The sequence below is a fragment of the Streptomyces sp. NPDC090106 genome (assembly GCF_044747265.1).
GTDB lineage: Bacteria > Actinomycetota > Actinomycetes > Streptomycetales > Streptomycetaceae > Streptomyces.
Genome location: NZ_JBIVDS010000008.1, coordinates 137,588 through 163,773 on the forward strand (window position 1 = coordinate 137,588; position 26,186 = coordinate 163,773).

Annotated in this window: 23 protein-coding genes; 7 read left to right on the forward strand and 16 right to left on the reverse strand. The window is 72.9% G+C overall.

Annotated features, from left to right (window positions below; translation table 11 throughout):
• The first annotated feature begins 28 nt into the window (after positions 1-28).
• Entirely contained in the window at positions 29-847 is an 819-nt protein-coding gene (locus tag ACIPSE_RS25710; RefSeq protein ID WP_401666374.1) for an IclR family transcriptional regulator C-terminal domain-containing protein, read from the forward strand.
• Here the strand turns inward: ACIPSE_RS25710 and ACIPSE_RS25715 are convergent.
• The 4 genes from ACIPSE_RS25715 to ACIPSE_RS25730 form a co-directional block, all read right to left on the reverse strand.
• Positions 798-1,733, reverse strand: coding sequence for a PDR/VanB family oxidoreductase (locus ACIPSE_RS25715; protein ID WP_401666376.1), 936 nt, complete (start codon positions 1,731-1,733; stop codon positions 798-800). The genes ACIPSE_RS25710 and ACIPSE_RS25715 overlap by 50 nt on opposite strands.
• Complete coding sequence (locus ACIPSE_RS25720) at positions 1,730-1,903, reverse strand: hypothetical protein (protein ID WP_401666379.1); 174 nt, start codon at positions 1,901-1,903, stop codon at positions 1,730-1,732. The genes ACIPSE_RS25715 and ACIPSE_RS25720 overlap by 4 nt, the downstream gene beginning before the upstream one ends.
• On the reverse strand, positions 1,900-2,973 hold the full coding sequence (locus ACIPSE_RS25725) for a Rieske 2Fe-2S domain-containing protein (protein WP_401666382.1): 1,074 nt from the start codon (positions 2,971-2,973) through the stop codon (positions 1,900-1,902). Before ACIPSE_RS25725 ends, ACIPSE_RS25720 begins: the two co-directional genes overlap by 4 nt.
• 97 nt (positions 2,974-3,070) lie before the next feature.
• Positions 3,071-5,521, reverse strand: a complete 2,451-nt coding sequence (locus tag ACIPSE_RS25730) for an FdhF/YdeP family oxidoreductase (RefSeq protein WP_401666384.1) — start codon at positions 5,519-5,521, stop codon at positions 3,071-3,073.
• Between the two features lie 142 nt (positions 5,522-5,663).
• On the opposite strand from ACIPSE_RS25730, the gene ACIPSE_RS25735 reads away from it, so the two are divergent.
• The 3 genes from ACIPSE_RS25735 to ACIPSE_RS25745 all read left to right on the forward strand — a co-directional run bounded on the left by ACIPSE_RS25735 (position 5,664) and on the right by ACIPSE_RS25745 (position 9,763).
• Positions 5,664-6,578: a LysR family transcriptional regulator gene (locus tag ACIPSE_RS25735; RefSeq protein ID WP_401666386.1), complete on the forward strand. Its 915-nt coding sequence runs from the start codon at positions 5,664-5,666 to the stop codon at positions 6,576-6,578.
• A gap of 139 nt (positions 6,579-6,717) precedes the next feature.
• Positions 6,718-7,227 (forward strand): flavin reductase family protein, encoded by a 510-nt coding sequence (locus ACIPSE_RS25740; RefSeq protein WP_401666389.1) that lies wholly within the window; start codon positions 6,718-6,720, stop codon positions 7,225-7,227.
• Between the two features lie 484 nt (positions 7,228-7,711).
• On the forward strand, positions 7,712-9,763 hold the full coding sequence (locus ACIPSE_RS25745) for a phosphocholine-specific phospholipase C (RefSeq protein WP_401666391.1): 2,052 nt from the start codon (positions 7,712-7,714) through the stop codon (positions 9,761-9,763).
• Positions 9,764-9,801: 38 nt separating this feature from the next.
• On the opposite strand, the gene ACIPSE_RS25750 is transcribed toward ACIPSE_RS25745, so the two are convergent.
• Both ACIPSE_RS25750 and ACIPSE_RS25755 read right to left on the reverse strand, forming a co-directional pair.
• The gene (locus ACIPSE_RS25750) at positions 9,802-10,812 is read right to left on the reverse strand and encodes a hypothetical protein (protein WP_401666393.1); all 1,011 of its coding nucleotides are present in this window, start codon (positions 10,810-10,812) and stop codon (positions 9,802-9,804) included.
• On the reverse strand, positions 10,809-11,606 hold the full coding sequence (locus ACIPSE_RS25755; protein ID WP_401666395.1) for a phosphatase PAP2 family protein: 798 nt from the start codon (positions 11,604-11,606) through the stop codon (positions 10,809-10,811). The genes ACIPSE_RS25750 and ACIPSE_RS25755 overlap by 4 nt, the downstream gene beginning before the upstream one ends.
• A 271-nt stretch (positions 11,607-11,877) precedes the next feature.
• On the opposite strand from ACIPSE_RS25755, the gene ACIPSE_RS25760 reads away from it, so the two are divergent.
• On the forward strand, positions 11,878-12,492 hold the full coding sequence (locus tag ACIPSE_RS25760; RefSeq protein WP_401666397.1) for a TetR/AcrR family transcriptional regulator C-terminal ligand-binding domain-containing protein: 615 nt from the start codon (positions 11,878-11,880) through the stop codon (positions 12,490-12,492).
• A 154-nt stretch (positions 12,493-12,646) separates the two neighbouring features.
• On the opposite strand, the gene ACIPSE_RS25765 is transcribed toward ACIPSE_RS25760, so the two are convergent.
• Entirely contained in the window at positions 12,647-13,753 is a 1,107-nt protein-coding gene (locus ACIPSE_RS25765) for a DUF2510 domain-containing protein (protein ID WP_401666400.1), read from the reverse strand.
• Positions 13,754-13,993: 240 nt separating this feature from the next.
• On the opposite strand from ACIPSE_RS25765, the gene ACIPSE_RS25770 reads away from it, so the two are divergent.
• Positions 13,994-16,678 carry an ATP-binding protein gene (locus ACIPSE_RS25770; RefSeq protein WP_401666402.1) on the forward strand — a complete coding sequence of 895 codons (2,685 nt, stop codon included), beginning with the start codon at positions 13,994-13,996 and terminating at the stop codon, positions 16,676-16,678.
• Between the two features lie 39 nt (positions 16,679-16,717).
• On the opposite strand, the gene pcaD is transcribed toward ACIPSE_RS25770, so the two are convergent.
• From pcaD to ACIPSE_RS25805, 7 genes are read right to left on the reverse strand one after another with little or no spacing between them, the layout of a single operon-like run.
• A complete protein-coding gene (gene pcaD, locus ACIPSE_RS25775) occupies positions 16,718-17,833 on the reverse strand; it encodes a 3-oxoadipate enol-lactonase (protein WP_401666404.1) in 1,116 nt (371 codons plus the stop codon).
• Positions 17,830-19,149: a 3-carboxy-cis,cis-muconate cycloisomerase gene (pcaB, locus tag ACIPSE_RS25780; protein WP_401666406.1), complete on the reverse strand. Its 1,320-nt coding sequence runs from the start codon at positions 19,147-19,149 to the stop codon at positions 17,830-17,832. The genes pcaD and pcaB overlap by 4 nt, the downstream gene beginning before the upstream one ends.
• Entirely contained in the window at positions 19,146-19,751 is a 606-nt protein-coding gene (gene pcaG / locus ACIPSE_RS25785; RefSeq protein WP_401666408.1) for a protocatechuate 3,4-dioxygenase subunit alpha, read from the reverse strand. Before pcaG ends, pcaB begins: the two co-directional genes overlap by 4 nt.
• 6 nt (positions 19,752-19,757) lie before the next feature.
• Positions 19,758-20,531, reverse strand: a complete 774-nt coding sequence (gene pcaH / locus ACIPSE_RS25790) for a protocatechuate 3,4-dioxygenase subunit beta (protein ID WP_401666411.1) — start codon at positions 20,529-20,531, stop codon at positions 19,758-19,760.
• 49 nt (positions 20,532-20,580) lie between these two features.
• Entirely contained in the window at positions 20,581-21,792 is a 1,212-nt protein-coding gene (locus ACIPSE_RS25795) for a thiolase family protein (protein ID WP_401666414.1), read from the reverse strand.
• Complete coding sequence (locus ACIPSE_RS25800; RefSeq protein WP_401666416.1) at positions 21,789-22,433, reverse strand: CoA transferase subunit B; 645 nt, start codon at positions 22,431-22,433, stop codon at positions 21,789-21,791. The genes ACIPSE_RS25795 and ACIPSE_RS25800 overlap by 4 nt, the downstream gene beginning before the upstream one ends.
• A complete protein-coding gene (locus ACIPSE_RS25805) occupies positions 22,433-23,215 on the reverse strand; it encodes a CoA transferase subunit A (RefSeq protein WP_401666419.1) in 783 nt (260 codons plus the stop codon). The genes ACIPSE_RS25800 and ACIPSE_RS25805 overlap by 1 nt, the downstream gene beginning before the upstream one ends.
• Before the next feature lie 219 nt (positions 23,216-23,434).
• Between ACIPSE_RS25805 and ACIPSE_RS25810 the strand changes: the two genes are divergently transcribed.
• Complete coding sequence (locus ACIPSE_RS25810) at positions 23,435-23,899, forward strand: MarR family winged helix-turn-helix transcriptional regulator (protein ID WP_401666422.1); 465 nt, start codon at positions 23,435-23,437, stop codon at positions 23,897-23,899.
• Here ACIPSE_RS25810 and ACIPSE_RS25815 read toward each other — a convergent pair whose 3' ends face one another.
• Together ACIPSE_RS25815 and ACIPSE_RS25820 are read right to left on the reverse strand one after the other, a co-directional pair.
• Positions 23,900-24,907, reverse strand: coding sequence for a DUF3048 domain-containing protein (locus ACIPSE_RS25815; RefSeq protein WP_401666425.1), 1,008 nt, complete (start codon positions 24,905-24,907; stop codon positions 23,900-23,902).
• 152 nt (positions 24,908-25,059) lie between these two features.
• Complete coding sequence (locus ACIPSE_RS25820) at positions 25,060-26,130, reverse strand: ATP-dependent DNA ligase (RefSeq protein ID WP_401666427.1); 1,071 nt, start codon at positions 26,128-26,130, stop codon at positions 25,060-25,062.
• Between the last annotated feature and the right edge of the window lie 56 nt (positions 26,131-26,186).

Below are 26,186 nucleotides of genomic sequence, written 5' to 3' on the forward strand. Positions count from 1 at the left end.
TATGGGACGTGTCCCTCTGGAGGCGCCGATGCCTGCGGCAGACCGAGCCCCCCACTTCGTCCGCTCCCTGGAGCGCGGCCTGGCCGTCATCCGCGCCTTCGACGCGGACCACCCCGAACTGACCCTCAGCGAGGTCGCCCGTGCCTGCGGCCTGACCCGTGCCGCGGCCCGCCGCTTCCTGCTGACCCTCGCCGACCTCGGCTACGTCCACGCCGACGGCCGCGCCTTCCGGCTCACGCCGCGCGTCCTGGAACTCGGCTACTCCTACCTCGCCGGTTTCTCCCTGGCGCAGATCGCCGAACCCCATCTGGAGCAACTGGTCGAGCGCACACGGGAGTCGTCGTCCCTGTGCGTCCTCGACGGCGACGACATCGTGTACGTCGCCCGGGTGCCCGCCCGCCGCATCATGACCGCGGCGATCACCGTCGGCACCCGGTTCCCCGCCCACGCCACCTCGGTCGGCCGGGTGATCCTCGCCCATCTGCCGGGCGAGGAACGGGACGCGCTCCTCGCCCGCACCCGCTGGCGCCCCTTCACCGAACGGACCATCACCTCGCCCGACGCGCTGCGCACCGAACTCGACCGGGTGCGCCGCCAGGGATACGCCGTCGTGGACCAGGAGTTGGAGGAAGGGCTGCGCTCGGTCGCCGCCCCGGTGCGCGACCGGGGCGGCGAGGTCGTCGCGGCCGTGAACATTCCCGTCCACGCCAGCCGCAACACCCTGGCCTCGGTCCGCCGCGATCTGCTGCCGCCCCTCCAGGAGACGGTCGCCGGCATCGAGGCGGACCTCGGGATGGCTACAGGCCGAGGACGAGCCGCCGCCCGCGACACCGGGACACACAGATGAGCATGGTCTCCCCGGCCTCGCGCTCCTCGTCGGAGAGCACCGAGTCCCGGTGGTCCGGCTCGCCCTCCAGGACGTCGGTCTCGCACGTCCCGCACGTCCCCTCGGTGCAGGAGTACAGCACGTCGACCCCCGCGGCCTGCACCGCGTCGAGCACGGACACCCCCTTCGGCACCGTCAACGTCAGCCCGCTCGCCGCGAGTTCGACCTCGAACTCGGTGTCCTCGCCCTCCTCCCGCACCTCGGGCGTGAACCGCTCCAGGTGCAGCACCCCGGCCGGGCAGCGCGCCTGGACCGCGTCCAGCAGGGGCCCCGGACCGCAGCAGTAGACGAGGGTGCCCTCGGGGACGGAGTCCAGCACCGGCGCCAGGTCCAGGAGCCCCGTCTCGTCCTGCGGGGCGACGGTGACCCGATCACCGTACCGCGCCAACTCCCCGGTGAACGCCATGGATTCGCGAGTGCGACCGCCGTAGAGCAGCGACCACTCGGCGCCCGCCGCCTCGGCCGCCGCGAGCATCGGCAGGATCGGGGTGATGCCGATGCCGCCCGCGACGAACCGGTAGCGCGGCGCGGGGCGCAGCGCGAAGTGGTTGCGCGGACCGCGCACCCGGACCTTGTCGCCGGGCCCCACCCGGTCGTGCACATGGGCGGACCCGCCCCGCCCGGCCGGCTCGCGCAGCACGGCCACCCGCCACCCGGACCGGTCGGCGGGGTCACCGCACAGGGAGTACTGCCGTTCCAGGCCCGGCGCGAGCACCAGGTCGACATGGGCGCCCGGCTCCCACGGCGGCAGCGGCTCCCCGAGCGGATGGCACAGGGTGAGGGCGAGCACCCCGTCGGCCGCGTTCTCCACTGCGGCGACGACGAGCTCGGTCTCGTACACGGTCATCTCTCACTCCCAGGCGGCTGGTGTCCCTCGGGATGGGCGAGCATCCATTCCCACATCGCGACCGGGTCCCGCGCGGTGTGCTCGGCCCCGCAGTGACAGGTGCCGTGCAGCACGTCCGTGCCCGGCAGCCAGTCGACGCGGTAGATCTCGCCGGTGGGACCGTTGCTCACAGGACCCTCTCCACCGGCTTGTCGCCCTCCTCGACGAGGCGGGCGAGGATCCGGCGGGCGGCGAGACCGCCGGTGTCGATGTTGATGCTCAGCTCCTGGTACCCGGCCCGCTCCGAACCGAGGCTGCGCTGAAGGAGGTTGAGCGCGTCGACGTCCTGCATGACCACCGTGTGGTTGTTGGCCCGCAGGAACTCGGTGACCTCCGCGTCGCCGGTCGCCCAGTCCCGCGAGACGGCCCAGAAGTCGTACACCCTGCCGTCCGAGGACGGGGTGATGGCGTAGGTGACCTCCGTGTGGAAGCCGCCCGGGTCGCTGCCGTCCGCCTCGGGCACCACGCCGACCGGCGCGACCCGGCTGTGCAGCAGATACAGACAGGGCGCGAAGTACTCGATGTCCTGCCAGCGGGTGATCCGCCCCTCGATCCCCGTCGACTTCGCGTAGAACGGCGGGCACGCGGCGTCGTCCATGCGCCGGCTCACCCGGACGATCCCCGCGCCCTCGTCGACCTCCGTCGTGATCGGCGTCTCGGCCACCTCGGGGGTGCCGATGTACCCGCCGTGCAGATACGTCTCGTGGGACAGGTCGAGCAGGTTGTCGACGAGGAGGCCGTGGTCCGCGTCGATCGGCTCCATGCCGCGCACGGTCACCCAGCCCGGGGAGTCCAGATGCCGGGCGCGCGGGATCGTGTCCGCGTCGGCGAGCGCCGGGTCGCCGATCCACACCCACACCAGCGAGTCCAGCTCCGCGACCGGGTACGAGGCCACCCGGGCGGTGCGCGGGACCCGTTTCTGCCCCGGCACGTACACACAGGTGCCGCTCGTGTCGTACGTGAACCCGTGGTACCCGCACACCAGACGGTCGCCGTCCAGTCGGCCCGGCTTCGCGTGCAGCGGGTAACGCCGGTGCACACACCGGTCGTTGAGCGCCACGGCCCGCCCGTCCTCCTCGGTGCGGTAGAGCACGAGCGGCTCCCCGAGCACGGTCCGCCCGAGCAGCTCCTCCCGCCCGACCTCGTGACTGTAGGCGGCGACGTACCACTGGTTCCTGGCGAAGGCGGTCGTGTGCGGCATGGTGTATCCGTCCCTGTCGGCGGGGCTCCGTCGCCCCGCGTGCCGTGGTGGGACCCAGGGTCGTGACGGCCGGGACCGCCGCGCAAGGATGCTTCTGTCAGGCGGAAGGACTCACCTCGAGCCGCTGCTCGGCCCCGCGGAGCGCCCGCGCGGGTTCCAGCCGGACGATCACGCTCTTCGACGTCGGTGTGTTGCTGATGTCGGCCACGCTGTCCAGCGGCACCAGGACGTTGGTCTCCGGGTAGTACGCGGCGGCCGAACCCGGCGGGGTGGAGTAGCCGACGACCCGGAAGGCGTCCGCGCGGCGCTCCGAACCGTCGGTCCAGACGCTCACCAGGTCGACGAGATCGCCGTCCGCGAGGCCCTGCCGGTCGAGGTCGGCCGGGTTGACGAGGACGACCCGGCGACCGCCCTTGATGCCCCGGTAGCGGTCGTCCAGGGCGTAGGGGACGGTGTTCCACTGGTCGTGCGAGCGCAGCGTCTGAAGGACCAGATGGCCCTCCGGCGCCCGGAGCATCGTGAAGTCGTTGACGCTGAACACGGCCTTCCCGGTGGCCGTGTTGAAGACGCGGGAGTTGACCGGGTTGGGCAGCCGGAACCCACCGGGCCGCCGTACCCGCTCGTTGAAGTCCCCGAATCCCTCGACGACTCGGGATATCCGGTCGCGGACCAGGTCGTAGTCCGCCTCGAACTCCGCCCAGGGGATGGCCGGTCCGTCCCCCAGCACGCGGTGCGCGAGACGGGTGATGATCGACACCTCGCTGAGCAGGTGCTCGGACGCGGGGCGCAGCCGGCCACGGGTGGAGTGGACCTCGCTCATCGAGTCCTCCACCGTCATGAACTGCTCGCCGCCCGCCTGGACGTCCCGGTCGCTGCGGCCGAGCGTCGGCAGGATCAGCGCCGTGCGCCCGCACACCGCGTGCGAGCGGTTCAGCTTGGTCGAGATGTGCGCGGTCAGACGGCAGTTGCGCAGCGCTTGTTCGGTGACGTCGCTGTCCGGGGTGGCGCGCACGAAGTTGCCCGCGACGCCGACGAACACCTTGGCCCGGCCGTCACGCATGGCCCGGATGGAGTCCACCGAGTCCAGACCGTGGGCGGTGGGCGGGGTGAACGCGAACTCCCGGCCCAGCCGGTCCATGAACGGCTGCGGCATCCGCTCCCAGATGCCCATCGTGCGGTCGCCCTGCACGTTGCTGTGACCGCGCACCGGGCACACCCCGGCCCCTGGGCGCCCTATGTTGCCGCGCAGCAGAAGGAAGTTGACGACCTCCCGGATGGTGGGCACCCCGTGCTTGTGCTGGGTCAGGCCCATCGCCCAGCACACGATGACACCGCGGCTCGCGAGGACCCGCTCGTGCACCCGCTCGATCTCGTCGCGGGTCAGACCGGTGGCGTCGAGCACGGCGTCCCAGGACGTTTCGCGGATGCGCTCGGCGAACGCCTCGTAGCCGCTCGTGTGGGCGTCGATGAACTCCCGGTCCAGGACCGTGCCCGGCTCCTTGTCCTCCGCCTCCAGCAGCAGCAGGTTGAGCGCCTGGAACAGGGCGAGGTCCCCGCCGGGCCGCATCTGCAGGAACTGGTCGGCGATGTCGGTGCCGCGGCCGATGACACCGCGCGCCTTCTGCGGGTGTTTGAAGCGCAGCAGCCCCGCCTCGGGCAGCGGGTTCACGGCGACGACATGACCGCCCCGGCGCTTGGTCTCCTCCAGCGCGGACAGCATCCGCGGGTGGTTGGTGCCGGGGTTCTGGCCCACGACGAAGACCAGGTCGGAGTCGTACAGATCATCGAGGCCGACGCTTCCCTTGCCGATCCCGAGGGTCTCGCCGAGGGCCGAACCGCTCGACTCGTGGCACATGTTGGAGCAGTCGGGGAGATTGTTGGTGCCGAAGGCGCGGGCGAACAGCTGGAGCAGGAAGGCCGGTTCGTTGGCCAGACGGCCCGAGGTGTAGAACAGCGCCTCGTCCGGGCTGTCCAGGGCGCGCAGTTCACCGGCGAGGAGGTCCAACGCCTCGTCCCAGCCGATGGGTTCGTAGTGCGTGGCGCCCTCGCGCAGCACCATCGGCTCGGTCAGCCGGCCCTGCTGGTTGAGCCAGTGGTCGGTGCGACGGCTCAGCTCCTCCACCGAGTGCTCACGGAAGAACTCGGCGGTCACCCGGCGGGTCGTCGCCTCGTCGCTGATGTGCTTGGCGCCGTTCTCGCAGTACTCGTTCATGTGCCGCTGCCCCGGCGCGGGCTCCGGCCAGGCGCAGCCCGGGCAGTCGAAGCCCTTCGGCTGGTTGATGCCGAGCAGGGTCAGGGCGGTGCGCCTGGGGGAGGTCTGCCCGAGGGCGTACTTCAGGGCGTGCGCGACGGCCGGGGCACCGGTCGCCCAGGTCTTGGGCGGCGACACCGTGAGCCCGGGCTCGTCGGCGCCGTCGAAGTCCGGCCCGTCGAAGTGCGGCCCGTCGAAGTCCGGCCTGTCGAGGTCCCGCCCGCCGGGGCCGTCCCGCCCGTCCCGCCCGTCCCGCCCGTCGAAGTCCGGCCCGTCGAAGTCCCGCACGTCGCGCATCGGGTGTCCCGCCCTCTCAGCTCATGTCCCCTCCCACTGTTCGCCGCCGCGTCGCCGCAGGTCAAAGCGGTAGTTCCGATCATCTGAAAGGCCACGCCGATCAACGCGGCCACGGACGCGGCGCACGAGGGATCATTGACCCGTGCTGCTGCGCCAACTCGAGTACCTCGTCGCCCTGGCCCGCGCCCGCCACTTCGCGAAGGCGGCGCAGGCCTGCTACGTCTCCCAGCCGACCCTCTCCGAGGGCATCCGCAAGCTGGAGGACGAACTCGGCATCCCCCTGGTCCAGCGGGGCCGCAGGTTCGACGGACTGACGCCGGAGGGCGAGCGGGTCGTCCTGTGGGCGCAGCGCATGCTCGCCGACCGGGACGCGATGCAGGGCGAGATCGAGGCACTGCGGGCCGGGCTGACCGGACGGCTCAGGATCGGCACCGTCCCCACCGCCTCCACCGCGGTCGCCCTGCTCACCCAGCCGTTCTGCGCGGCGAACCCGCTCGCCACCGTCCAGGTCTTCGCCGACCTCCAGGCCGAGGACATCGTGGGGCGCCTCAGGACGTACGAACTCGACGCGGCCGTCACCTACCAGAGCACCGTGGGGGACCACGCCTTCAAGTTCGTCCCCCTCTACCAGGAGCGCTACGTCCTGCTGACGCGTCGCCCCGATCCCGACACGGGTCCGGCCGAGGTGTCCTGGGCGCAGGCCGCCCGGCATCCCCTCTGTCTGCTGCACCCCGAGATGCAGGGCCGCCAGGTCCTCGACACGGTGTTCGACGCCGTGGGCGTCACGGTGACCCCGCGCGTCGAGACCGACTCGATTGCCTCCCTGTTCGCGCAGGTCAGAGCCGGTCAGTGGGCGAGCGTCGTGCCCCACACCTGGCTGCATGTGTTCGGCGTGCCCGCCGGGATGCGCGCGGTCCCGCTCGTCGACCCGGTCCGCACCGAGCGCATCGGCCTGGTCCTCCCGGCGCGCGAGCCGGTCTCCGTGATCGGCCAGGCCCTGATGGACGTGGCCGCGACCGCGGGCCTCGCGCGGACGCTGGAGCGGCTGCCCGACTGAGCCCGGGGCGCCGCGACGGACCGCACCGTCGGGGCCGCCGCCGTCCGTCTCCACCGGGACTCCGGCGCGACCGGCCGCGGCCCGCCTACGGTGGGAGGGACCGGTGGGCGGCGTCGGCAGCACGGGGGAGGAGGAGACCGTGACGAGTCTCCACGACGGTGTGCGCACCACCACCGCCTCCGCGGTCGAGATGCGCGGCGTCTTCGGCTGCTACCCCACCGGCGTCGCGGCGCTGTGCGCGGTGGGTGACGACGGGGTGCCGGACGGCATGGCGATCAGCACCTTCGCACCGGTGTCCCTCGACCCCCCGATGGTGTCCGTCTGCGTCCAGGGCACCTCGGCCACCTGGCCCCGCCTGCGCCGCCTGGGACGGCTCGGCCTCAGCGTCCTCGCGGAGGGGCAGGACGCCGTGGCGCGGTCGCTCGCGGCGCGGGGCGTGGACCGGTTCGCGGGCGTCGACTGGACCCTCACCGGCGAGGGTGCCGTGCTGGTCGACGGCGCCGTGGCCTGGCTGGACTGCGAGGTCGAGCGCGAGATGCTGGCCGGCGACCACCTGATCGTGCTCCTGCGCATCCACTCCCTGTCCGGCGACCCGCACCGCCCACCGCTCGTCTTCCACGGCGGCCTCTTCAGGGGGCTGCGCCGCTGAACGCCCGACGCGCCAGGGGGACGTGAACACCCCGTTCACCGGGCCGGTTCGCGCGCGTCCGGGATGTGGCCGCGCACGGTGTCCCGGGCGATCCGGCAGGGGCAGTACCCCTGTGAGGTACACGCCGGGCAGCGGCAGCGGCAGCGGCAGCGGCAGCGCGCCAGGGCGGAAGTGGTTCCCCGCGGACTCGCAGATCCCCCCGGGCGAGTCCCCGATGCGCCGGGTCGGGATCGGCGTACGGCGCCTCGGAGGCGCCCGGCGCGCGGGCGATGCCGCACACGTACAGGCCGGTGGCGCGTCGCCTCGAAGCGGTCCTCGCCGACGCCGTGGCCCCCCGAACAGCCCGGCGCACCCCGCGTACTCGCGACTTTCACACGGGCGCCACCGGACCCTTCCCTGACGTTTGTTGCCCTTGGAACACTCGCTGCGCGCGCATCACGTCATGTTCCGGCCATCCGCACCCCAGGATGAGAGGCAGAAACGCATGTCCGAGGTCAATCGGCGCAGGTTCCTCCAACTCGCGGGCGCCACCGCGGGGTTCACCGCTCTGAACGCCAGCATCGAGCGGGCCGCCGCGCTTCCGGCGAACCACCGGACGGGATCGATCGAGGACGTCGAGCACATCGTCGTGCTGATGCAGGAGAACCGTTCGTTCGACCACTACTTCGGAAAGCTGCGCGGTGTGCGCGGCTTCGGCGACCCGCGCCCGGTGACCCAGGACGACGGCTCGACGATCTGGCACCAGTCGGACGGCACCAAGGACCTGCTGCCCTTCCACCCCACGGCCGACGACCTCGGCATGCAGTTCCTGGAGGGTCTGCCGCACGGCTGGACCGACGGCCACCACGCCTACAACGGCGGCAAGTACGACCAGTGGGTGCCCGCCAAGGGCACCACGACGATGGCGTACCTGACCCGCGAGGACATCCCGTTCCACTACGCCCTCGCCGACGCGTTCACCGTCTGCGACGCCTACCACTGCTCGTTCATCGGTTCGACGGACCCGAACCGCTACTACATGTGGTCCGGGTACACCGGCAACGACGGCACCGGCGGCGGCCCGGTCCTCGGCAACGACGAGAAGGGCTACGGCTGGACGACCTACCCCGAGCGCCTGGAGAAGGCAGGGATCTCCTGGAAGATCTACCAGGACATCGGCGACGGCCTCGACGCGAACGGCTCCTGGGGCTGGATCGCCGACGCCTACCGGGGCAACTACGGCGACAACTCCCTGCTGTACTTCAACAGTTACCGGGGCGCCCAGCCCGGCGACCCGCTGTACGACAAGGCCCGCACCGGCACCGACGTGAAGAACGGCGACGGCTACTTCGACCGGCTCCGGGCCGACGTCAAGGCGGGCACGCTGCCGCAGATCTCCTGGATCGCCGCCCCGGAGGCGTTCTCCGAGCACTCCAACTGGCCGTCCAACTACGGAGCCTGGTACATCGCGCAGGTCCTCGACGCCCTCACCTCCAACCCCGCGGTGTGGGCGAGGACGGCTCTGTTCATCACCTTCGACGAGAACGACGGCTTCTTCGACCACGTCGTCCCGCCGCAGGCCCCCGCCGACGCCTCGCGCGGCCGGTCCACCGCCGACGTCTCCCTCGACGTCTACCGGGGCGACAGCAGCCGCCCCGCCGGCCCCTACGGGCTCGGCCCGCGCGTGCCGATGCTCGTCGTCTCCCCGTGGAGCAAGGGCGGGTACGTCGACTCCGAGACCCTGGACCACACCTCGATCCTGCGGTTCATGGAGCGCCGCTTCGGCGTCGCGGAGACCAACATCTCCCCCTGGCGCCGGGCCGTCTGCGGCGATCTGACCTCGGCGTTCGACTTCTCCCGCAAGGACAGCCGCCCGGCCGCCCTGCCGGACACGGACGAGTACGCCCCGCAGGACCGCGAGCGGCACCCCGACTACAGGCCCACCCCGCCCGCGGACCCGGCCATGCCACGCCAGGAGCGCGGCGCGCGCCCGACCCGCCCGCTCAAGTACGCCCCGTACGTGGACGGCTCGGTCGACGCGAAGGCCGGGAAGTTCACGCTGGCCTTCGCCTCCGGCGCCAAGGCGGGCGCGGCCTTCCACGTCACGTCCGGCAACCGCGCCGACGGGCCGTGGTTCTACACCACCGAGGCCGGCAAGAGCCTCGCCGACACCTGGAACTCGGCCTACTCCGGAGGCTCGTACGACCTGACCGTGCACGGCCCGAACGGTTTCGTGCGCTCCTTCAAGGGCGCGAACGGCGCCGCGGGACCCGAGGTCACCGCCCGCCACCGCGGCGAGGACGTCGAGCTGACGTTCACCAACCGGGGCACCGCCACGGCCCGGCTGCGGCTCACCAGCGGCTACGGCGGCAGGGCCCGCACCGTCTCCGTCCGCCCCGGCGCCACCGTCCGGGAGGTCGTCGACCTCAGGGCGAGCCGCCGCTGGTACGACCTGACGGTGACGTCCGCGTCCGACACCGCGTTCCTGCGCCGCTTCGCCGGCCACGTCGAGAACGGCCGTCCGGGCGTGAGCGACCCGGCGATCGTCACCGACTGACCGGATCGTCACCGGCCGGCGGGATCGTCACCGGCCGGCTACAGCGGCGTCAGGTGCTCCGGTTGCTGCGGCGGCCGGGGCACCAGCGCCGCCGGGGTGCCGCCCCCCGGGGCGGTCAAGGGCTCCAGGGCGAGCACGGCGGCCACGGGGTGCTCGTCGAGGCCGGTCGCGAAGGCGGGCGGGAGCGCCGCGTCGCGCTCGTCGTCGTACGGCGGTTCCACCGGGGCGGGGGCCGGCGTGGCCCGGCTCAGCTGCACCACGCCCCAGGCCGCGAGGCCCGCCCCGGCGAAGGCGAGCAGGACGCCCGCGGCGCCGCCCTGGAGGCGTTCGCCGAGCAGGGTGAGGCCGATGACCGCGGCGGCCAGCGGGTTGGCCAGGGTCACCACGGCGAGCGGGGCGCCCAGGCCGCCCCGGTAGGCGATCTGGGACAGCATCAGGCCGCCCGCCGCGAACGCGGCGACGAGCACGGCGACCCCGATCACCTGCACGCTCAGCAGCGAGGCGGAGCGGTCGGTGGCCGCCACCGTCACCGTCTGGGTGAGGGCGGAGGCGACCCCGGAGGCGAAGCCGGAGCCGGTCGCGTGCCGCAGGCCGGGGCGGGCGCCGCGGCGGGCCAGCAGACCGATCAGCGCGGCCGTCGCACCGGCGACCGTCAGCGCCTCGGAGGTGCTCAGGACGTTCTGCGGCGCGGGTCCGGACGCCGCGACGAGGATCGCGGCGAGACCGGCCAGGGTGTACGCGGTGCCCCGCCACTCGGCCGTGCTGACCCGCCGTCCGGCGACCCGCGCGCCCAGCGGCACCGCGGCGACCAGCGTCAGCGCGCCCAGCGGCTGGACGACGGTCAGCGGACCGTACTTGAGGGCCACCACGTGCAGCAGCGCGGCACCGGCGTTGAGCCCCACCGACCACCACCAGGCACCCGAGAGCAGCATCCGGGCCATCCCGGCGCCGGGGGAGCGGGAGGCGAGGCGCTCCTGGGCGACGGCCGCGGCGGCGTAGGCGACGGCGGAGCACAGGGACAGCACGACGGCGAGGACGGTGGCGCTCATCGGCCCGCTCCGACCAGGACGTTCTCCTCGGTGGGGGCGAGCTGCCCGCCTGCCCGGCCGGCGGTCGTCGCCGTGCGGTGCGGCGGGTGGATCAGCGCGAGCGCGATGCCGAGCATGACCGTGACGACGATCGCGTCGAGCCAGTAGTGGTTCGCCGTCCCGACGATCACCGTCAGGGTGAGCAGCGGGTGCAGCAGCCACAGCCAGCGCAGACGGGAGCGGGTCGCCACGATCAGGCCGACGGCGACCATCAGCGCCCAGCCGAAGTGCAGGGAGGGCATCGCCGCGAACTGGTTGGAGAGGTGGTCCGTCTGCGGCGGCCCGTACACGCTCGGTCCGTAGACCCGCGCGGTGTCGATCAGGCCCGTCGCGGCCAGCATCCGCGGCGGGGCGAGCGGGAACACGAGGTGCACCACCAGCGCGGCGGCGGTGACGGCGGCCAGCACCCGGCGGGCCCACACGTAGTGCGCGGGGCGGCGCAGGTACAGCCAGACCAGGAAGGCCGCGGTGGCCGGGAAGTGGACCGTCGCGTAGTAGGTGTTCGCGACGTGGACCAGGGTGTCGCCGTGCAGCAGCAGGTCCTGCACCGAGCCCTCGCCGGGCAGATGGACGGCCCGTTCCAGATGCCACACGCTGCCGGCGTCGGCGAAGGCCTCGGCGGTGTGACCGGTCGCCAGTTGACGGCCGAACTTGTAGACGAGGAAGAGCCCTGCGACGAGCAGGAGCTCCCGGACGAGCGGCGGTCGCGCTGACGCGTCGGCCTCCGCTGCTGCAGGCTCGGTGCGGGCATTCATCCCCCGGCCCCTTCGCTGACGGTGGTGCGTGCGGTGCTGGTGACTCCCCGGGCGGGCGGAACTCATCCCGTCCGAGCGGTCACATTCATCGGTACGCTAGCGTACCGATACGACAGTGTACCGATACGGTCGGGTACCGGTACACTCGCGTATCGATAGACTGGCGCCACACGGGAACGCAGCCCCTCAAAACCTTGGCCGCGGCCGCTTGAGCCCCGCTCGAACCGGGACCCGCTCGAACCGAGCCGCTCTAGAACGAGGAGAAGAGCCGATGACGTCGCAGGCAGCGGAGGGACCGGAGACGGTCGCCGCCTCGCGCCGCTCCAAGATCACGCCCGCGCGTGAGCAGGAGTTCTTCGACGCCGTCCTCGAACAGATCAGGGAATGCGGCTACGAGGCCGTGACCATGGAAGGGGTGGCCGCCACCACCCGGTGCAGCAAGTCCACGCTCTACCGGCAGTGGAAGACCAAACCCCAGTTCGTGGTCGCCGCGCTGCGCTCGCGCCGCCGGTCGAAGTTCGAGGGCATCGACACCGGCTCGCTCGCCGAGGATCTGCGCGAGTGCGCCCGCACCGCGGGCCGCTGGTCGGCCAACGACACCCGGCTCCTGCAGAACCTGGGGTACGCCGTCACCCAGGACGCGGAACTCGCCCAGGCGCTGCGGGAAGCGCTCGTCCACCCCGAGATCCAGGCGCTCAGGGACATCCTGCGGCGCGGTGTGGAACGGGGCGAGATCGCCGCCGACCACCCGGCGCTGGAGTACATCCCCGCCCAGATCTTCGGCGTGATCCGGGCCCGCCCGGTCGTGGACGGCCACTACGCCGACGAGGACTACCTCGTGTGCTTCGTGGAGGCCGCCGTCCTGCCCGCACTGGGCCTGACCTGAGACTCGGGCCGCCGTCCACGGGATGACTGGACGGTGGCCCGGCCGCGCCGCACCGTGGGGACGGGGGCGGCGCACACCCCCCGGCCGGGTGGGGTTCCTCTTGAGCGGAGAGGCGCCCCACCCGGCCGACAGGCGTCCGGGCGCGGACCGTGCCTCAGACGTCCGTGCCGCTGCCGCCGCCCGAGTACGCCTTGATGCCCTTGGTGACCTCGTCGATCAGGGACACCTTCTGGTCGGTGTCGAGCCCGAAGCGCACCACGACCATCTGCGAGGAGTTCACCGGCGACGGGAACGCCAGCGACTCGACATAGCCGTCGGCGCCCTTGCTGGTCACCGCCTTCCAGCGGACCAGATAGCCCTTCTGCCCGGCGACGGTCACCGCCTTGGAGGCCAGCACGTCGTGCGAGGTGATCGCCCCGTACGTGGTGCCGCCGTAGGATTCCTCGGCGTTCTTCTCGATGTCCGCCTTCGCGATCTCCTCGGCCGTCGTGGCGTCGTACCCGAGCGCGACCGCCGGCACCGAGTAGGCGCCGCCCTTGGTGCAGTCCTTGGAGGTGTCGCCGGGGCAGTCGTAGGAGTCGTTCGACGTGACCGACGCCCCGACCTGGATCTGCTGGCCGTACCAGCCGTCCGGGATCGGGATGCTGATCCCGGAGACCGCGTCGTTCACCGAGCCGCTCTCGATCCTCGGCGCCTCCGACGTCTGCGGCGACGGCGAGGCCCCGTCGGAGCCACCGCTGCCGCCCGGTCCGCCCTGCCCGCCGGTGGAGCCGTCGGGCCCGCCCGACGGGGCGCCCGACGGCCCGCCCTGGCCACCGGGACCGCCCGGCCCCTGCTGGGAGCTCGCGCTCCCGCCGCCCGAACCGTCGTTCCCGGCCAGCGCCCACACGCCCACGCCGATACCGGCGAGCACCGCGACCGCCACGCCGACCGCCACACCCGTGCGTATCCCGCTCCGCGCGGGAGCGGGCGGCTGACCGGGATAGGCCGGGTAGGCGGGGAAGGCGGGCGCGGTCGGGTGCGCCGAATAGTCCGGGTACGCCGGGTACGGAGCCGCCTGCTGCTGCCCCTCCGGCTCCGGGGCCGGGGACGGAGCCGGAGCCTCGTCCGGGGCCTGCGCCGGCGGACCCCCCACGGCGGCCGACCCCGCGGGGCGCGTCCGGTCCGTCCATGCCTTGCCGTCCCACCAGCGCTCGGTGGCGGGACCGTCATTTGTCTGTCCGGGATCGGGGTACCACCCGGGAGGAGTCACCTGCGTCATGACACCACCGTATGAGGCGTCGGTGAAAGGCGGATGAGAGGGGCCGGACGGAACACCGGTCAGTACGGCAGGAGTCGTACAGCACGCTCCCAGCCCGGGGACCCGGCCCGGCGGCCGTCCGGCACGCTGTCACCCGTCGAGGCGGCAGCTGCCCCGACCGTCCTCCGCAGGGGCGGCCCGGGGGCTAGGCTCGTCGTTCGTACGTCGTTCGGGCCACACGGGGAGATGGGGAGGCAGGCGATGACGGAGGTACGGCCCCCGCAGGCCGCCTCGGCGGCCCTGTGGGAGCGCGACGAGGAGGTCCGCGGCATCGAGCGGGCCATAGAGGCCCTGTGCGCCGACCGTACGTCCTCGGGCAGTGTCCTGGTGTTCCGGGGCGAGGCGGGACTCGGCAAGACCGCGCTGCTCGGCGAGGTCCGCCGGATAGCCGAGGAGCACCGCTGCACCGTCTGGTCCGCCCGCGGCGGCGAGACCCTCAGGTCCGTCCCCTTCAACGTGGTACGGCAGTTGCTCCAGCCCGCGCTCGTCTCCCTGATGCCGGAGGAGGCCCGCGAGTACCTCGGCGACTGGTACGACATCGCCGGCCCCGCCCTCGGCATGACCGAACCCGGCGAGGGCCGCCCCGACCCGCAGAACGTCTGCGACGGCCTCGTCGCCGCGGTGCGCCGCCTCGCCCGCCGCGACTACCCGCTCGTCCTCGTCGTCGACGACGCCCACTGGGCCGACCAGGAGACCCTGCGCTGGCTCGCCGCGTTCGCCGAGCGGCTCGACGACCTGTCCGTGCTGGTCGTGGTCGCCCGCCGCCCCGGCGAGGTGGCCGGCGAGAGCGCCCGCCATCTCGACGCCGTCGCCGCCGCGGCCGGAGCCCCCGTCACCACCCTCAGCGCCCTGACCCCGGCCGCCACCGAGGGCCTCACCCGTGCCACCCTCGGCGCGCACGCCGACGCCCCCTTCTGCCGCCAGGTCTGGGCCGTCACCGGCGGCAACCCCTACGAGACCGTCGAACTCCTCGCCAAGGTCCAGGACAGCGAGATCGAACCGGTCGAGTCGCAGGCCGACGAACTGCGCGCGCTGAACCGCTCCGCCCGCGGCGGCGGCCTCGTCACCCGGCTCAAGGCCCTCGGCGTGGAGGCCACCCAGTTCGCCTGGGCCGCCGCCATCCTCGGCACCGGCATCAGCGTCGAACTCGTCGCCACCCTGGCCCGGCTGAGCCCCGACAACGCCGCCCGCTGCGCCGAACTCCTGCGCACCGCCCGCATCCTGACCGAACCCGACCCCGCGGCCGGCCCGATCGACGACGGCGACCTGGAGTTCGTCCACCCGCTCATCGCCACCGCCGTCTACAACTCCATCCCCAGCAGCTACCGCACCGCCATGCACGGCATCGCCGCCCAGGTCGTCACCGACTCCGGGCTCGGCGCCGCCATGGCCTCCCGGCACCTCCTCCAGGTCCACCCGGACGACGACGCGGAACTCGTCGAGCAACTGCGCGAGGCCGCCCGCGAACACCTCGCCGTCGGCGCCCCGGAGGCGGCCGTGCGCTGCCTGGAACGGGCGCTGAAGGAACCGCCCCGCCAGGAGAGGCACGCGCGCGTGCTCTACGAACTGGGCTGCGCGACGCTGCTGACCGCGCCCGCCACCACCATCGACCACCTCCAGTCCGCGCTCGCCATGCCCGGCCTGGACAGCGACGAACGCGTCGAGGCCGTCTTCCGCCTGTCCCAGGCGCTCCTGCACAACGACCAACTGGAGGACGCCGTCCGCACCGTCGAGGCGGAGGCCGCCCGGCGCGAACCCGGACCGGCCCAACTCCGCCTCCATGCCGTCCAGTACATGTGGGAGGGCATCCACGCGGGCGAGGCCAGCTCGCCCGGCCGCTCGGAGCGGCTCGCCGAACTCGCCGCGACCTGCACCGGCCGCGACAACTCCGAGCGCGCCCTGCTCATCCTGCGCGGCTTCGACGCCATGACCCACGGCGAGAACGCCGAACTCGTCGTGGAGTTGAGCGACCGCGCCCTCGTCAACGGCAGACTGGCCCCCGGGCTCGGCTGGACCGACACCGAGTGGGGCGTCGAGATCCTGATGATGCTCGCCAGCTCCTACACCTACACGGACCGTCTCGACCGCGCCGAGAGCCTCTTCCAGGAAGCGCTGCGCACCTACGTGTCCGCGGGCTGGAGCGGCGGCCATCTCGCCCTGGCGCACGCCTTCCTGGGCTTCGCGCTGCGCCGCCGCGGCCTGCTCAGGGAGGCCGAGGAGACCCTCCGCGAGTCCCTGCGCATCGCCGAACGCGTCGGCCGCGGACTGCCCCTGTACTGGTCGGCCAGCTGCAACCTCGTCGACACGCTGCTCGCCCGCGGCCATGTCTCCGAGGCCTGGGAGGTCGCCGAACAGTACGGCTTCGCACCGCCCTACCCCTCCACGATCGTGCTGCCCGACCCGCGTTCCGTGCGCGGACGGCTCCTCCTCGCCGTCGGCCGCACCAAGGAGGCCGTCCACGAACTGGAGGGCGCCGAGAAGGCCGCCGCCGCCCGCGGTCACTTCAACCCGGTGATGGTGCCCTGGGAGCTGGACCTGGCCCGCGCCCTCGTCGTCGAGGACCCCGCCCGCGCCGCCCGGCTCGCCGCCGACGCACGCAAGGCCGCCGAGCGCTTCGGCACGGACACCGCCATCGGCGAGGCCCTGCGCTGCGCCGCCGCCCTGGAGACCGGGGAGCGCGCCGTCCGCCTGCTGTCCCAGGCGGTCACCTACCTTGAGGCCTCGCCCTGCCAGTACGAACACGCGGCGGCCCGCGTCGAGTACGGCATCGCCGCCCGGTCCATCGCCGAGATAAACCGCGGCATGCAACTGGCCCGCTCCTGCGCGGCCGACGGCCTGGTGGCCCAGGCCAAACGCGTCCTGGAGACGGGACGGGGACTGCGGTAGCCGACCGCGGCCCCGCGCGCGGAGGTCACCGGCCGGGACTCACTCGTCCTCCGCCAGCACCCGCTGTGCCGCCGCGAAGGCCGAGTTGGCGGCCGGGACCCCGCAGTAGACGGCGGTCTGGAGCAGGACCGCGCCGATCTCCTCGGGGGTGAGCCCGTTGCGGCGGGCGGCGCGGACGTGCATCGCCAGTTCGTCGTAGTGGCCGTGGGCGACCAGCGCCGTCAGGGTGATCATGCTGCGCTCGCGCCGGCTGAGCGTGGGGTCGGTCCAGATCTCGCCCCAGGCGTAGCGGGAGATGAAGTCCTGGAAGCGGGCGGTGAAGGGCGTCTGCCGGGCCTGCGCCCGGTCCACGTGGGTGTCGCCCAGGACCTCGCGCCGCACCGCCATGCCGCGCCGGGCGCCGCCGTCGAAATGCCCGCGCAGAGCGGTCAGCACGGCCTCCGGGCGTTCGGCGGGCGCCAGGTGCGAGGCGCCGGGGATCTCGACGAGCCCGGCTCCCGGCACCGCGTCCGCGATCTCCCGCAGCTGCGCGGGCGGGGTCGCCGGGTCCTCCCGGCCCGCCACCAGGAGCGTCGGCGAGGTGATCCCGGCCAGCCGGTCGCGCAGGTCGAACGCGGCGAGCGCGTCGCAGCAGGCCGCGTACGCCTCCGGGTCGGCCTCCCGGTGGTCCTGGACGAGCCGGGGCACGCTGAAGCCGGGCGTGAACCAGCGTGCGTCCGCGCTCTCCAGCAGCCAGCCGAGCCCCTCGGCCCGGACGCGCGCGGCCCGCTCCTGCCACGGCTTCGCGCCGTTGAAGTGGGCGGAGGAGCAGATCACGGCCAGCGACGCCACACGCTCGGGGTGGTGCACGGCCAGGTGCAGACCGACCGCGCCGCCCAGCGACACCCCCGCGTACGCGAACCGCTCGATGCCGAGCGAGTCGGCGAGCGCCAGCACCAGAGCGGCGAGGTCACCGACCGTCGCGCCCGGCCCGATCAGCTCCGCCGCGCTGCCGCCGTGGCCGGGCAGGTCCCAGCGCACCACCCGGTGGGTGACGGACAGTTCGGGCGCGACCTGGTCCCACAGGGCCGAGGACGTCCCGAGCGAGGGTCCGAGCAGAAGGGGCGCCGCCGAAGCGGGGCCCTCGGCACGGTGGTTGAGGAGTTTGCCGTTCAACGTCGCTCCAGAGCACGGTCGGTGAGGGGTCCGGCGGAGCCGGTGTAGTGCGAGGGGTCCACGTCCACGTCCTTCAACTCCGGCTCATCGGCCAGGAGTTCGACGAGCGTGCGGCCCTCGGTGTAGGTGCGCCGGGCGAGGTCCGTCAGCAGCTCCTTGGCGCGGGCCCGGCCCAGCACCGGCGCCAGCTCCGCGGACAGCCGCTCGGAGACGATCAGCCCGTGGGTGAGGTCCAGGTGCGCGCGCATCGCGTCCGCGTCCACCCTGAGCCCTTCCGCCAGTTCGGCGGCGTCCCGGGCGGCCCCGCCGGTCAGCCTCAGCAGGTCCCGCAGCGGCTCCCACTCGGCGTGCCAGGCACCGGCGGGCCGTTCGTCCTCGGCGGCCATGGACCCGTACAGGGTGGCCGCGAGCTGGGGCGCCCGCCGGGCGGCGGCGGCGATCAGCGTGGACCGCACGGGGTTCGCCTTGTGCGGCATCGCCGACGACCCGCCGCCGCTGCCCTCCGCGACCTCGGCGATCTCGGTACGGGCCAGCAGCAGCACATCCGCGGCGATCTTGCCGAGCGCCCCGGCCGTGAAGGCGAGCGCACCGGCCAGGTCGGCGACCGGGGTGCGCAGGGTGTGCCAGGGCAGCAGCGGCGCCCGCAGCCCGAGCTCCCCGGCGTAGGCCGCCGTGAGCGCGGAGGTGTCCCGTGCGCCGTACAGCGCGAAGGCCGCCAAGGTGCCTGCCGCGCCGCCCAGTTGGGCGGGCAGCGAGTCCCGCACCACCAGCAGGCGGTCGCGCGCGTCGAGCACCAGCGACCGCCACCCGGCCGCCTTCAGCCCGAACGTCGTCGGCACGGCGTGCTGGGTCAGTGTCCGGCCCGGCATCGCCGAGTCCCGGTGCTCGGCGGCCAGCCGGGCCAGCGCCGCCTCGGTGCGCGCGAGGTCGGCGAGGACCAGGCCGAGGGTGCGGTGCGCGACCAGCATCGTCGCGGTGTCCATGATGTCCTGGCTGGTGGCGCCCCTGTGGACGTACGGGCCGTACCCGGGGCCCACCGCGGCCGTCAGGTCGGCCACCAGCGGAATCACCGGGTTGCCGCCGGACCGGGCGCGCAGGGCGAGGCCGGCGACGTCGAAACCGTCGGCCCCGGCGGCCTCGGTGACGGCCGCGGCCGCCTCCTGGGGCGCCAGCCCCAGGGCCGCCTGGGCGCGGGTCAGCGCCGCCTCCGCGTCGAGCAGCGCCCGCAGATACGCGGTGTCGCCCGTCGCGGCGGCGGCGGGGGAACCGGCCCACCCGGGGGAGAGCAGACCGGCGTCGCCATCAGCAGAACTCACTGGAACTCCAGGAAGACCGTCTCGCCTTCGCCCTGAAGGCGGATGTCGAAACGGTAGGTGCCCTTGCCGTCGTCGGTGGCGATCAGCGTGCCCCGGCGCGTCTCGTCCACCCGCGCCAGCAGCGGGTCGGCGGCCAGCGCCGCGTCGTCGCCCGGCAGGTAGATCCGCGTGTACAGGTGCAGCAGCAGCCCGCGCGCGAACACGCACACGCTGATGTACGGCGCGCTGCGCCCGCGCGCGCCGGGCCGCAGGGTCCGCGCGTACCAGTGGCCGTTGGCGTCGGTCTGGACGCGCCCCCAGCCGGTGAACTCCACGCCGTTGCGGCCGAGGAAGCCGCCGCTCGCTGGGTCGCGCCGCATCGAGCCGTCGGCCTGCGGCAGGTCACCGTCGGGGTCGGCGCCCCACAGCTCCACCAGGGCGTCCGGCAGCGGGTTGCCCTCGCCGTCGTAGACGTATCCCTGGACGGTGATCGTGTCGGGATGGCCGACGGGGGCGATGTCACCGCCGCCGGGGAAGGGCAGGGCGTGGCCGTAGAACGGGCCGACCGTGTGCGACGGCGTCGGGAGCACGGTCTCGGGACGGGAGGTGTCGATCTTCGTCATGGCTGGTCAGCGTCCTTCTTCCATCCAGGTGGCCTGCGGCCCGTCCAGGACGATGTCCCAGTGGTAGCCCATCGAGAACTCCGGCACCGACAGACCGTGGTCGTACGTCGCCACCAGCCGCTGCCGGGCCGCGTCGTCCGTCACGGACTGGATGATCGGGTCGTAGGGGAAGAGCGGGTCGCTCGGGAAGTACATCTGCGTCACCAGGCGCTGGGTGAACGCGGTGCCGAAGACGGAGAAATGGATGTGCGCGGGCCGCCAGGCGTTGACGTGCTGGCGCCAGGGGTAGGGGCCCGGCTGGACCGTCGTGAACGCGTACTGTCCCTCGGAGTTCGTGATCGTCCGGCCCACGCCCGTGAAGTTCGGGTCGAGCGGCGCGTCGTGCTGCTCGCGCTGATGGGCGTACCGGCCCGCCGAGTTGGCCTGCCAGATCTCCACGAGCTGGCCGCGTATCGGGCGCCCTTCGCGGTCCAGGAGGCGTCCGGAGACCGTGATGCGCTCGCCGATCGGCTCACCGTCGTGCTGCCGGGTGAGGTCGTTGTCGATCTCGGTGATGTCGCGCTCGCCGAAGGCGGGGGAGTGCAGCTCCACCAGCTCCGGGTCCTTCGTCACGTCGATCGTGATCGGCGGCTGTTTCGGGTGGCGCAGCACCGAGGAGCGGTACGGCGTGTAGTCGCGGCGCGGCTGATGCTCGACGGGGGCGCCGTCGGCGACCCGCTTCTCGTACTCGGCGTGCCGGGCGGCGATCTCTTGGTCGATGTCGTGCTGGGTGAGCGTCATGGGGTTCCCCGGGGTTCCTGGTGTGCGAGGGGGTGACTGTGCGGGGGGCCTAGCGTTCGAGGACGAGGGCGAGGCCCTGGCCGACGCCGATGCAGAGGGTGGCGACGCCGGTTCCGCCGCCCCGGCGGGCGAGCTGGTGGGCGACGGTGCCGGCGAGGCGGGCGCCGGAGGCGCCGAGCGGGTGGCCCAGGGCGATGGCCCCGCCCTGGGGGTTGAGGATCGCGGGGTCGAACTCGGGCCATTCGGCGACGCAGCCGAGTACCTGGGCGGCGAACGCCTCGTTGAGTTCGAGGACGGACAGGTCGTCGAAGGTCCGGCCCGCCTTGGCCAGGGCGCGATTGACGGCCTCGACGGGCGCCAGGCCGAAGTAGTCGGGGTCCAGGGCGTGCACGCCGGTCGCGGAGATCCGGGCGAGCGGTTCCCGGCCGACGGCCTTCAGTCCCTCCTCGTCGACCAGCAGCAGCGCCGCGGCGCCGTCGTTGAGGGGCGAGGCGTTGCCCGCGGTGACGGTGCCGCCGTCCTTGCGGAAGGACGGCCTGAGCTTGGCCATCGCCGCGAGGGAGGCGTCGGGGCGCACGCTTTCGTCGGCGTCGACCAGGACCGGGTCGCCCTTGCGCTGCGGGACCGGCACGGGCGCCAGCTCGGCGTCGAACAGGCCCTGTTCCCGCGCCGTGGCCGCCTTGTGATGGGAGGCGAGGGCGAACTCGTCCTGCTGCTCGCGGGTGATCTTGTGCTTGTCGGCGATGAGTTCGGCCGACTCGCCCAGCGCGATGGTCCACCGCGGGTCCATCGCCGGGTTGACCATGCGCCAGCCCAGGGTGGTGGAGTACAGCTCGGTGTGGGTGGCGGGGAACGGCTTGTCGTTCTTGGGCAGCACGTACGGGGCCCGGGTCATCGACTCCACGCCGCCCGCCACCGCGATGTGGGCGTCACCGGCGGCGATGGCGCGGGCCGCCTGGATCACGGCCTCCAGACCGGAGGCGCACAGCCGGTTCACGGTCACGCCGGGCACCGAGGTGGGCAGTCCGGCCAGCAGCGCGGCCATGCGGCCCACGTTGCGGTTCTCCTCGCCGGCGCCGTTGGCGTTGCCGACGTACACGTCCTCGATCCGCGCCGGGTCGAGCGCCGGTGTGCGGGCGAGGAGTTCACGGATCGCGTGGGCGGCCAGGTCGTCCGGCCGCACGCTCGCGAGGGCGCCGTTGTAGCGGCCGATCGGTGTACGGACCGCGTCGACGACGTAGACGGTGCTGGTGCTGTTCACAGGAGGTCCTCCGCGACGGTCAGCTTGGCGTCGGTCTTCGCGACGACGTCGTCGACGGCGATGCCCGGGGCGACCTCCGTCAGCACCAGTCCGTCGGCGGTCACGTCGATCACACCCAGGTCGGTGATGATCCGGTCCACGCATCCCTTGCCGGTCAGCGGCAGCGCGCACCGCTCCAGGATCTTCGCGGAACCGTCCTTGGCGGTGTGCGTCATCACGACGATCACCGTGCGGGCGCCGTGGACCAGGTCCATCGCCCCGCCGATCCCGGTGATCATCTTCCCCGGGACGGCCCAGTTCGCGAGGTCGCCGGTGGCGGAGACCTGCATCGCGCCCAGCACCGCGACGTCGATGTGCCCGCCCCGGATCATCGAGAAGGACAGCGCCGAGTCGAAGAAGGAGGCGCCCGGCAGGACGGTGACGGTCTCCTTGCCCGCGTTGATGAGGTCCGGGTCGACGGCGTCCTCGGTGGGGTAGGGGCCGGTGCCCAGGATGCCGTTCTCCGACTCCAGGATCACCTCCACGCCCGCGGGCAGGTGGTTCGGGATCAGCGTGGGCAGGCCGATGCCGAGATTGACGTACTGGCCGTCCCTGAGCTCCCGTGCCGCGCGCGCCGCCATCTGCTCACGTGTCCAGGCCATCAGCCGCTCACCGTTCCCTGTGCCGTGGACGCGGAGACCGTCCGCTGCTCGATCTTCTTGTCGGCGGCCTGCTCCGGGGTCAGGGCCACCACCCGCTGCACGAAGATCCCCGGCAGATGCACCGCGTCCGGCTCGATCTCACCCGGCTCGACGAGCTCCTCGACCTCGGCGACCGTCACCCGGCCGGCCATCGCCGCGAGGGGGTTGAAGTTGCGGGTGGACTTGTTGAAGACGAGGTTGCCGTGCCGGTCCCCCTTCGCCGCCCGCACCAGCGCGAAGTCCGTGCGGATGCCGCGCTCCAGCACGTACTCGGTGCCGTCGAAGTCCCGCACCTCCTTGGGCGGCGAGGCCAGCGAGACACCGCCGGAGCCGTCGTAGCGCCAGGGCAGGCCGCCCTCGGCGACCTGTGTGCCCACCCCCGCGGGGGTGTAGAACGCGGGGATCCCGGCGCCGCCCGCCCGCAGCCGCTCCGCGAGCGTGCCCTGCGGGATCATCTCGACCTCCAGCTCGCCGGAGAGGTACTGCCGGGCGAACTCCTTGTTGGCGCCGATGTAGGACCCGGTCACCCGGGAGATCCGCCCGGCCGCCAGCAGCACGGCCAGCCCGGACTCCATGGCGCCGCAGTTGTTGGAGACGACACCCAGGCCGCCGACGCCCCGCTCGTACAGGGCCTGGATCAGCACGTTCGGCACACCGCTCAGCCCGAACCCGCCCACGGCGAGCGTCGCGCCGTCCGGCACATCGGCCACCGCCTCCGCGGCCGTGGCGACCACCTTGTCCATGCGTGAAGCTCCATCTCGTCCGAGCGGGATTGATCCGGGCGCGCATTAATCAGAGCACTGAGTATTTCAGTGAAGTTTCCTTCACGCTGCCACCGTCGGCGTCCGCCGTCAAGGGGTGCGAGTCGTTCCAGGTCAGCGGGGAAGACCGAGCTGGAGACAGTGGCGGGGGTGCCGGGTATTGTTCAGTGCACGGACGAATCGACATCCTCGGGAGCGCACATGGCCGCGGTGGACCTCACCACCCATCCCGGGCACCTGGCCCGGCGGCTCCAGCAGGCGCATCACCTGCTGTGGAACACCATGGTCTCGGAGGAGATCACCTCACCGCAGTTCGCGGTCCTCAACGCGCTCGTCGCCGAACCGGGCCTCGACCAGCGCACCGTGGGGGAGCGGGTGGGCCTCGACCGGTCCACGATCGCCGAGGTGATCAGCAGGCTGGGGCGGCGGGGCCTGCTGGACAAGGTGCGCGACCCGCAGGACGGCCGCCGGTTCCTGCTGCGCCTGACCGACGACGGCACGCGCACGCACCGCAAGCTGACCGTCCGCACCGCCCGGATGAACCAGGTCTTCCTCGCCCCGCTCTCCGCCGACGAGCAGGACGTCTTCTTCGAGCTGATCCAGCGGGTCGCGGACGCGGCGGAGGGGCTCCGCCATCCCGCGGAACCCCTCCTCAACCGGCGCTGATCAGGACGCCTTCGCGAAGACGACCCACACCTGGCCCTTCGCGAAGTTCACCGGCGCCCCGTCGGCCGTCGTGAACGTCGTCCCGTCCGCGGCCTTGTCCCGCCGCCACTGGACGTCGTACGCCTTCCCGCCGCGCAGCACCTTCGCCGTGCCCGAGCCGACGGTCTCGGTGTACGGCGTGTTGTTGCCGAGGAAGTCGTGGAACGCGGACTTGCGGACCTTCACGTACTGCACGACCACCGTCGCCGGGGCCAGGCGCTTGCCCGCGCTCGTCACGGTCGCGGTGCCGTCCATCGAGACCAGGTAGCGGGAACGGCTCGACGACCAGTCGAAGGTGAAGGACGCCGCCGGGTAGCGCACGGTCTCCGCGGTGTCCTTCGTCCCGCCGGAGGGCGCGTCGCCGTAGGTGAAACCGTTCGTCAGGGCGCTCGCGCCGGGCGGGGACGCCATCAGCCGGTCCGGGCGGAGGTAGAGGTTGTGCGGGGCGGGCTTGTCGGTGCCGCGGAAGTAGGCGCCGGACGTGGTGCCCGGGACCTGCGGGTCGAGCGGCGCCTTGTCGATCAGCGGCATCAGCTTGCCCTGCGCGCCGGAGAAGGCGAGCGTGGGCCGGTCGAACTGGCGCAGCAGCTCCAGATCGGACTCGCGGGCGCTGCGCACCGGCCCGATCACCTTGGGGAGCTTCGTCGCGTACACCGCCATCAGCCGGCTCAGCCCGCCCTCGACCTGCTCGGCGTAGATCACGTCCGCCGAGTCGGTGCCGGTCTGCGGGCGGGCCGCGCGGACGTTGTCGATCTTCACGGCGAGGACCGGCGCGGCGGCCAGCACCTCCTGCGAGGGCCGCTCCTCGGGCGACTGGCTGCGCGACGGCGCGCGGCCGTCGTCCCTCGGCGTCGGCCGGTCCGTGCCGCCGGAACCGCCCGTGCACGCCGTCGTCAGCGTGAGCGTCAGCGCGGCGGCCACCAGTGCCGCCGTCGTAGCCGCGCGCGAGGCGCGCGCCCTTCGTTCCATGCCCACCGTTGCCACCCAAGGTCTCGTCTCAACGATTTTGCGTTAATACGTTCATGGGTGGCCATACCCGATCGGTCGTGATCGTCGATTCGATTAGCTCTGATGGATCTCGCGCCTACGCCGAGCGGCGCAGACGGCGGCGCCGGTCGGGGTCAGACGCCCGGCCCGAGGATCTCCTCCAGGTCGTAGCGGACCGGCTCCTCCAGCTGCCCGTAGGTGCAGCTCTCCGGCTCCCGGTCCGGTCGCCAGCGCCGGAACCGGGCCGTGTGCCGGAACCGGGCGCCGTTCTCCATGTGGTCGTACGCCACTTCGGCCACCCGCTCCGGCCGCAGCGGCACCCAGGACAGGTCCTTCTTGCCCGACCAGCGGCTCGGCGCCCCCGGCAGCCGCGCCGACGCGTGCGCCGACTCCTCGGACCAGGCCGCCCAGGGGTGCCCGGTGACGTCGTCCATGCGCAGCGGCTCCAGCTCCTCGATCAGCTCCGCGCGCCGCTTCATCGCGAAGGCCGCCGAGACCCCGACGTGCTGGAGGGCGCCCCGGTCGTCGTACAGGCCGAGCAGGAGCGAACCGACGACCGGGCCGCTCTTGTGGAGGCGGTAGCCCGCGACGACGACGTCCGCCGTCCGCTCGTGCTTGATCTTGAACATGGCGCGCTCGTCCTGGAGATAGCGCAGGGTCAAGGGCTTGGCGATGACCCCGTCGAGGCCCGCGCCCTCGTACTGCTCGAACCAGCTCCGCGCGACCTCGATGTCGGTCGTCGCCGGGGCCAGGTGGACGGGCGGGGTGACATCGGTGAGCGCGGCGCCCAGCAGGGCCCGCCGGTCGGTCAGGGGCACGTCGAGGAGCGACTCGCCCGCCAGGGCCAGGACATCGAAGGCGACGAAGGACGCCGGGGTGCGCCCGGCCAGCGTCCGCACCCGGGAGTCCGCCGGGTGGATGCGCTCGGTGAGGGCGTCGAAGTCGAGCCGGCCGTCCAGCGCGATGACGATCTCCCCGTCCAGCACGCACCGCTCGGGCACACGCTCCTTCAGGGCCGCGACCAGCTCCGGGAAATACCTGGTCAGGGACTTGCCGGTGCGGCTGCCCAGCTCGATCTCGTCCCCGTCGCGGAACACGATCGCGCGGAAGCCGTCCCACTTCGCCTCGTACTGCATGTCCGGGGGGATCTTCGCCACGGACTTGGCGAGCATCGGTTTCACAGGCGGCATGACCGGCAGATCCATGCCTCCGATTTTGCGCTTATTTGTCATGCCTCGCCCGGTATGCGAGGTCCGGACGC

Bases quoted from the DNA above. Each gene is read 5' to 3' on its own strand.
- ACIPSE_RS25800 (WP_401666416.1), bottom strand. From the start codon at position 22,433: ATGGCCTGGACACGTGAGCAGATGGCGGCGCGCGCGGCACGGGAGCTC.
- ACIPSE_RS25820 (WP_401666427.1), bottom strand. From the start codon at position 26,130: ATGGATCTGCCGGTCATGCCGCCTGTGAAACCGATGCTCGCCAAGTCC.
- ACIPSE_RS25725 (WP_401666382.1), bottom strand. From the start codon at position 2,973: ATGCCGCACACGACCGCCTTCGCCAGGAACCAGTGGTACGTCGCCGCC.
- pcaG (WP_401666408.1), bottom strand. From the start codon at position 19,751: ATGACGAAGATCGACACCTCCCGTCCCGAGACCGTGCTCCCGACGCCG.
- ACIPSE_RS25760 (WP_401666397.1), top strand. From the start codon at position 11,878: ATGACGTCGCAGGCAGCGGAGGGACCGGAGACGGTCGCCGCCTCGCGC.
- ACIPSE_RS25710 (WP_401666374.1), top strand. From the start codon at position 29: ATGCCTGCGGCAGACCGAGCCCCCCACTTCGTCCGCTCCCTGGAGCGC.
- ACIPSE_RS25750 (WP_401666393.1), bottom strand. From the start codon at position 10,812: ATGAGCGCCACCGTCCTCGCCGTCGTGCTGTCCCTGTGCTCCGCCGTC.
- ACIPSE_RS25765 (WP_401666400.1), bottom strand. From the start codon at position 13,753: ATGACGCAGGTGACTCCTCCCGGGTGGTACCCCGATCCCGGACAGACA.
- ACIPSE_RS25730 (WP_401666384.1), bottom strand. From the start codon at position 5,521: ATGCGCGACGTGCGGGACTTCGACGGGCCGGACTTCGACGGGCGGGAC.
- pcaH (WP_401666411.1), bottom strand. From the start codon at position 20,531: ATGACGCTCACCCAGCACGACATCGACCAAGAGATCGCCGCCCGGCAC.
- ACIPSE_RS25755 (WP_401666395.1), bottom strand. From the start codon at position 11,606: ATGAATGCCCGCACCGAGCCTGCAGCAGCGGAGGCCGACGCGTCAGCG.
- ACIPSE_RS25815 (WP_401666425.1), bottom strand. From the start codon at position 24,907: ATGGAACGAAGGGCGCGCGCCTCGCGCGCGGCTACGACGGCGGCACTG.
- ACIPSE_RS25805 (WP_401666419.1), bottom strand. From the start codon at position 23,215: ATGGACAAGGTGGTCGCCACGGCCGCGGAGGCGGTGGCCGATGTGCCG.
- ACIPSE_RS25745 (WP_401666391.1), top strand. From the start codon at position 7,712: ATGTCCGAGGTCAATCGGCGCAGGTTCCTCCAACTCGCGGGCGCCACC.
- ACIPSE_RS25715 (WP_401666376.1), bottom strand. From the start codon at position 1,733: ATGACCGTGTACGAGACCGAGCTCGTCGTCGCCGCAGTGGAGAACGCG.
- ACIPSE_RS25810 (WP_401666422.1), top strand. From the start codon at position 23,435: ATGGCCGCGGTGGACCTCACCACCCATCCCGGGCACCTGGCCCGGCGG.
- ACIPSE_RS25770 (WP_401666402.1), top strand. From the start codon at position 13,994: ATGACGGAGGTACGGCCCCCGCAGGCCGCCTCGGCGGCCCTGTGGGAG.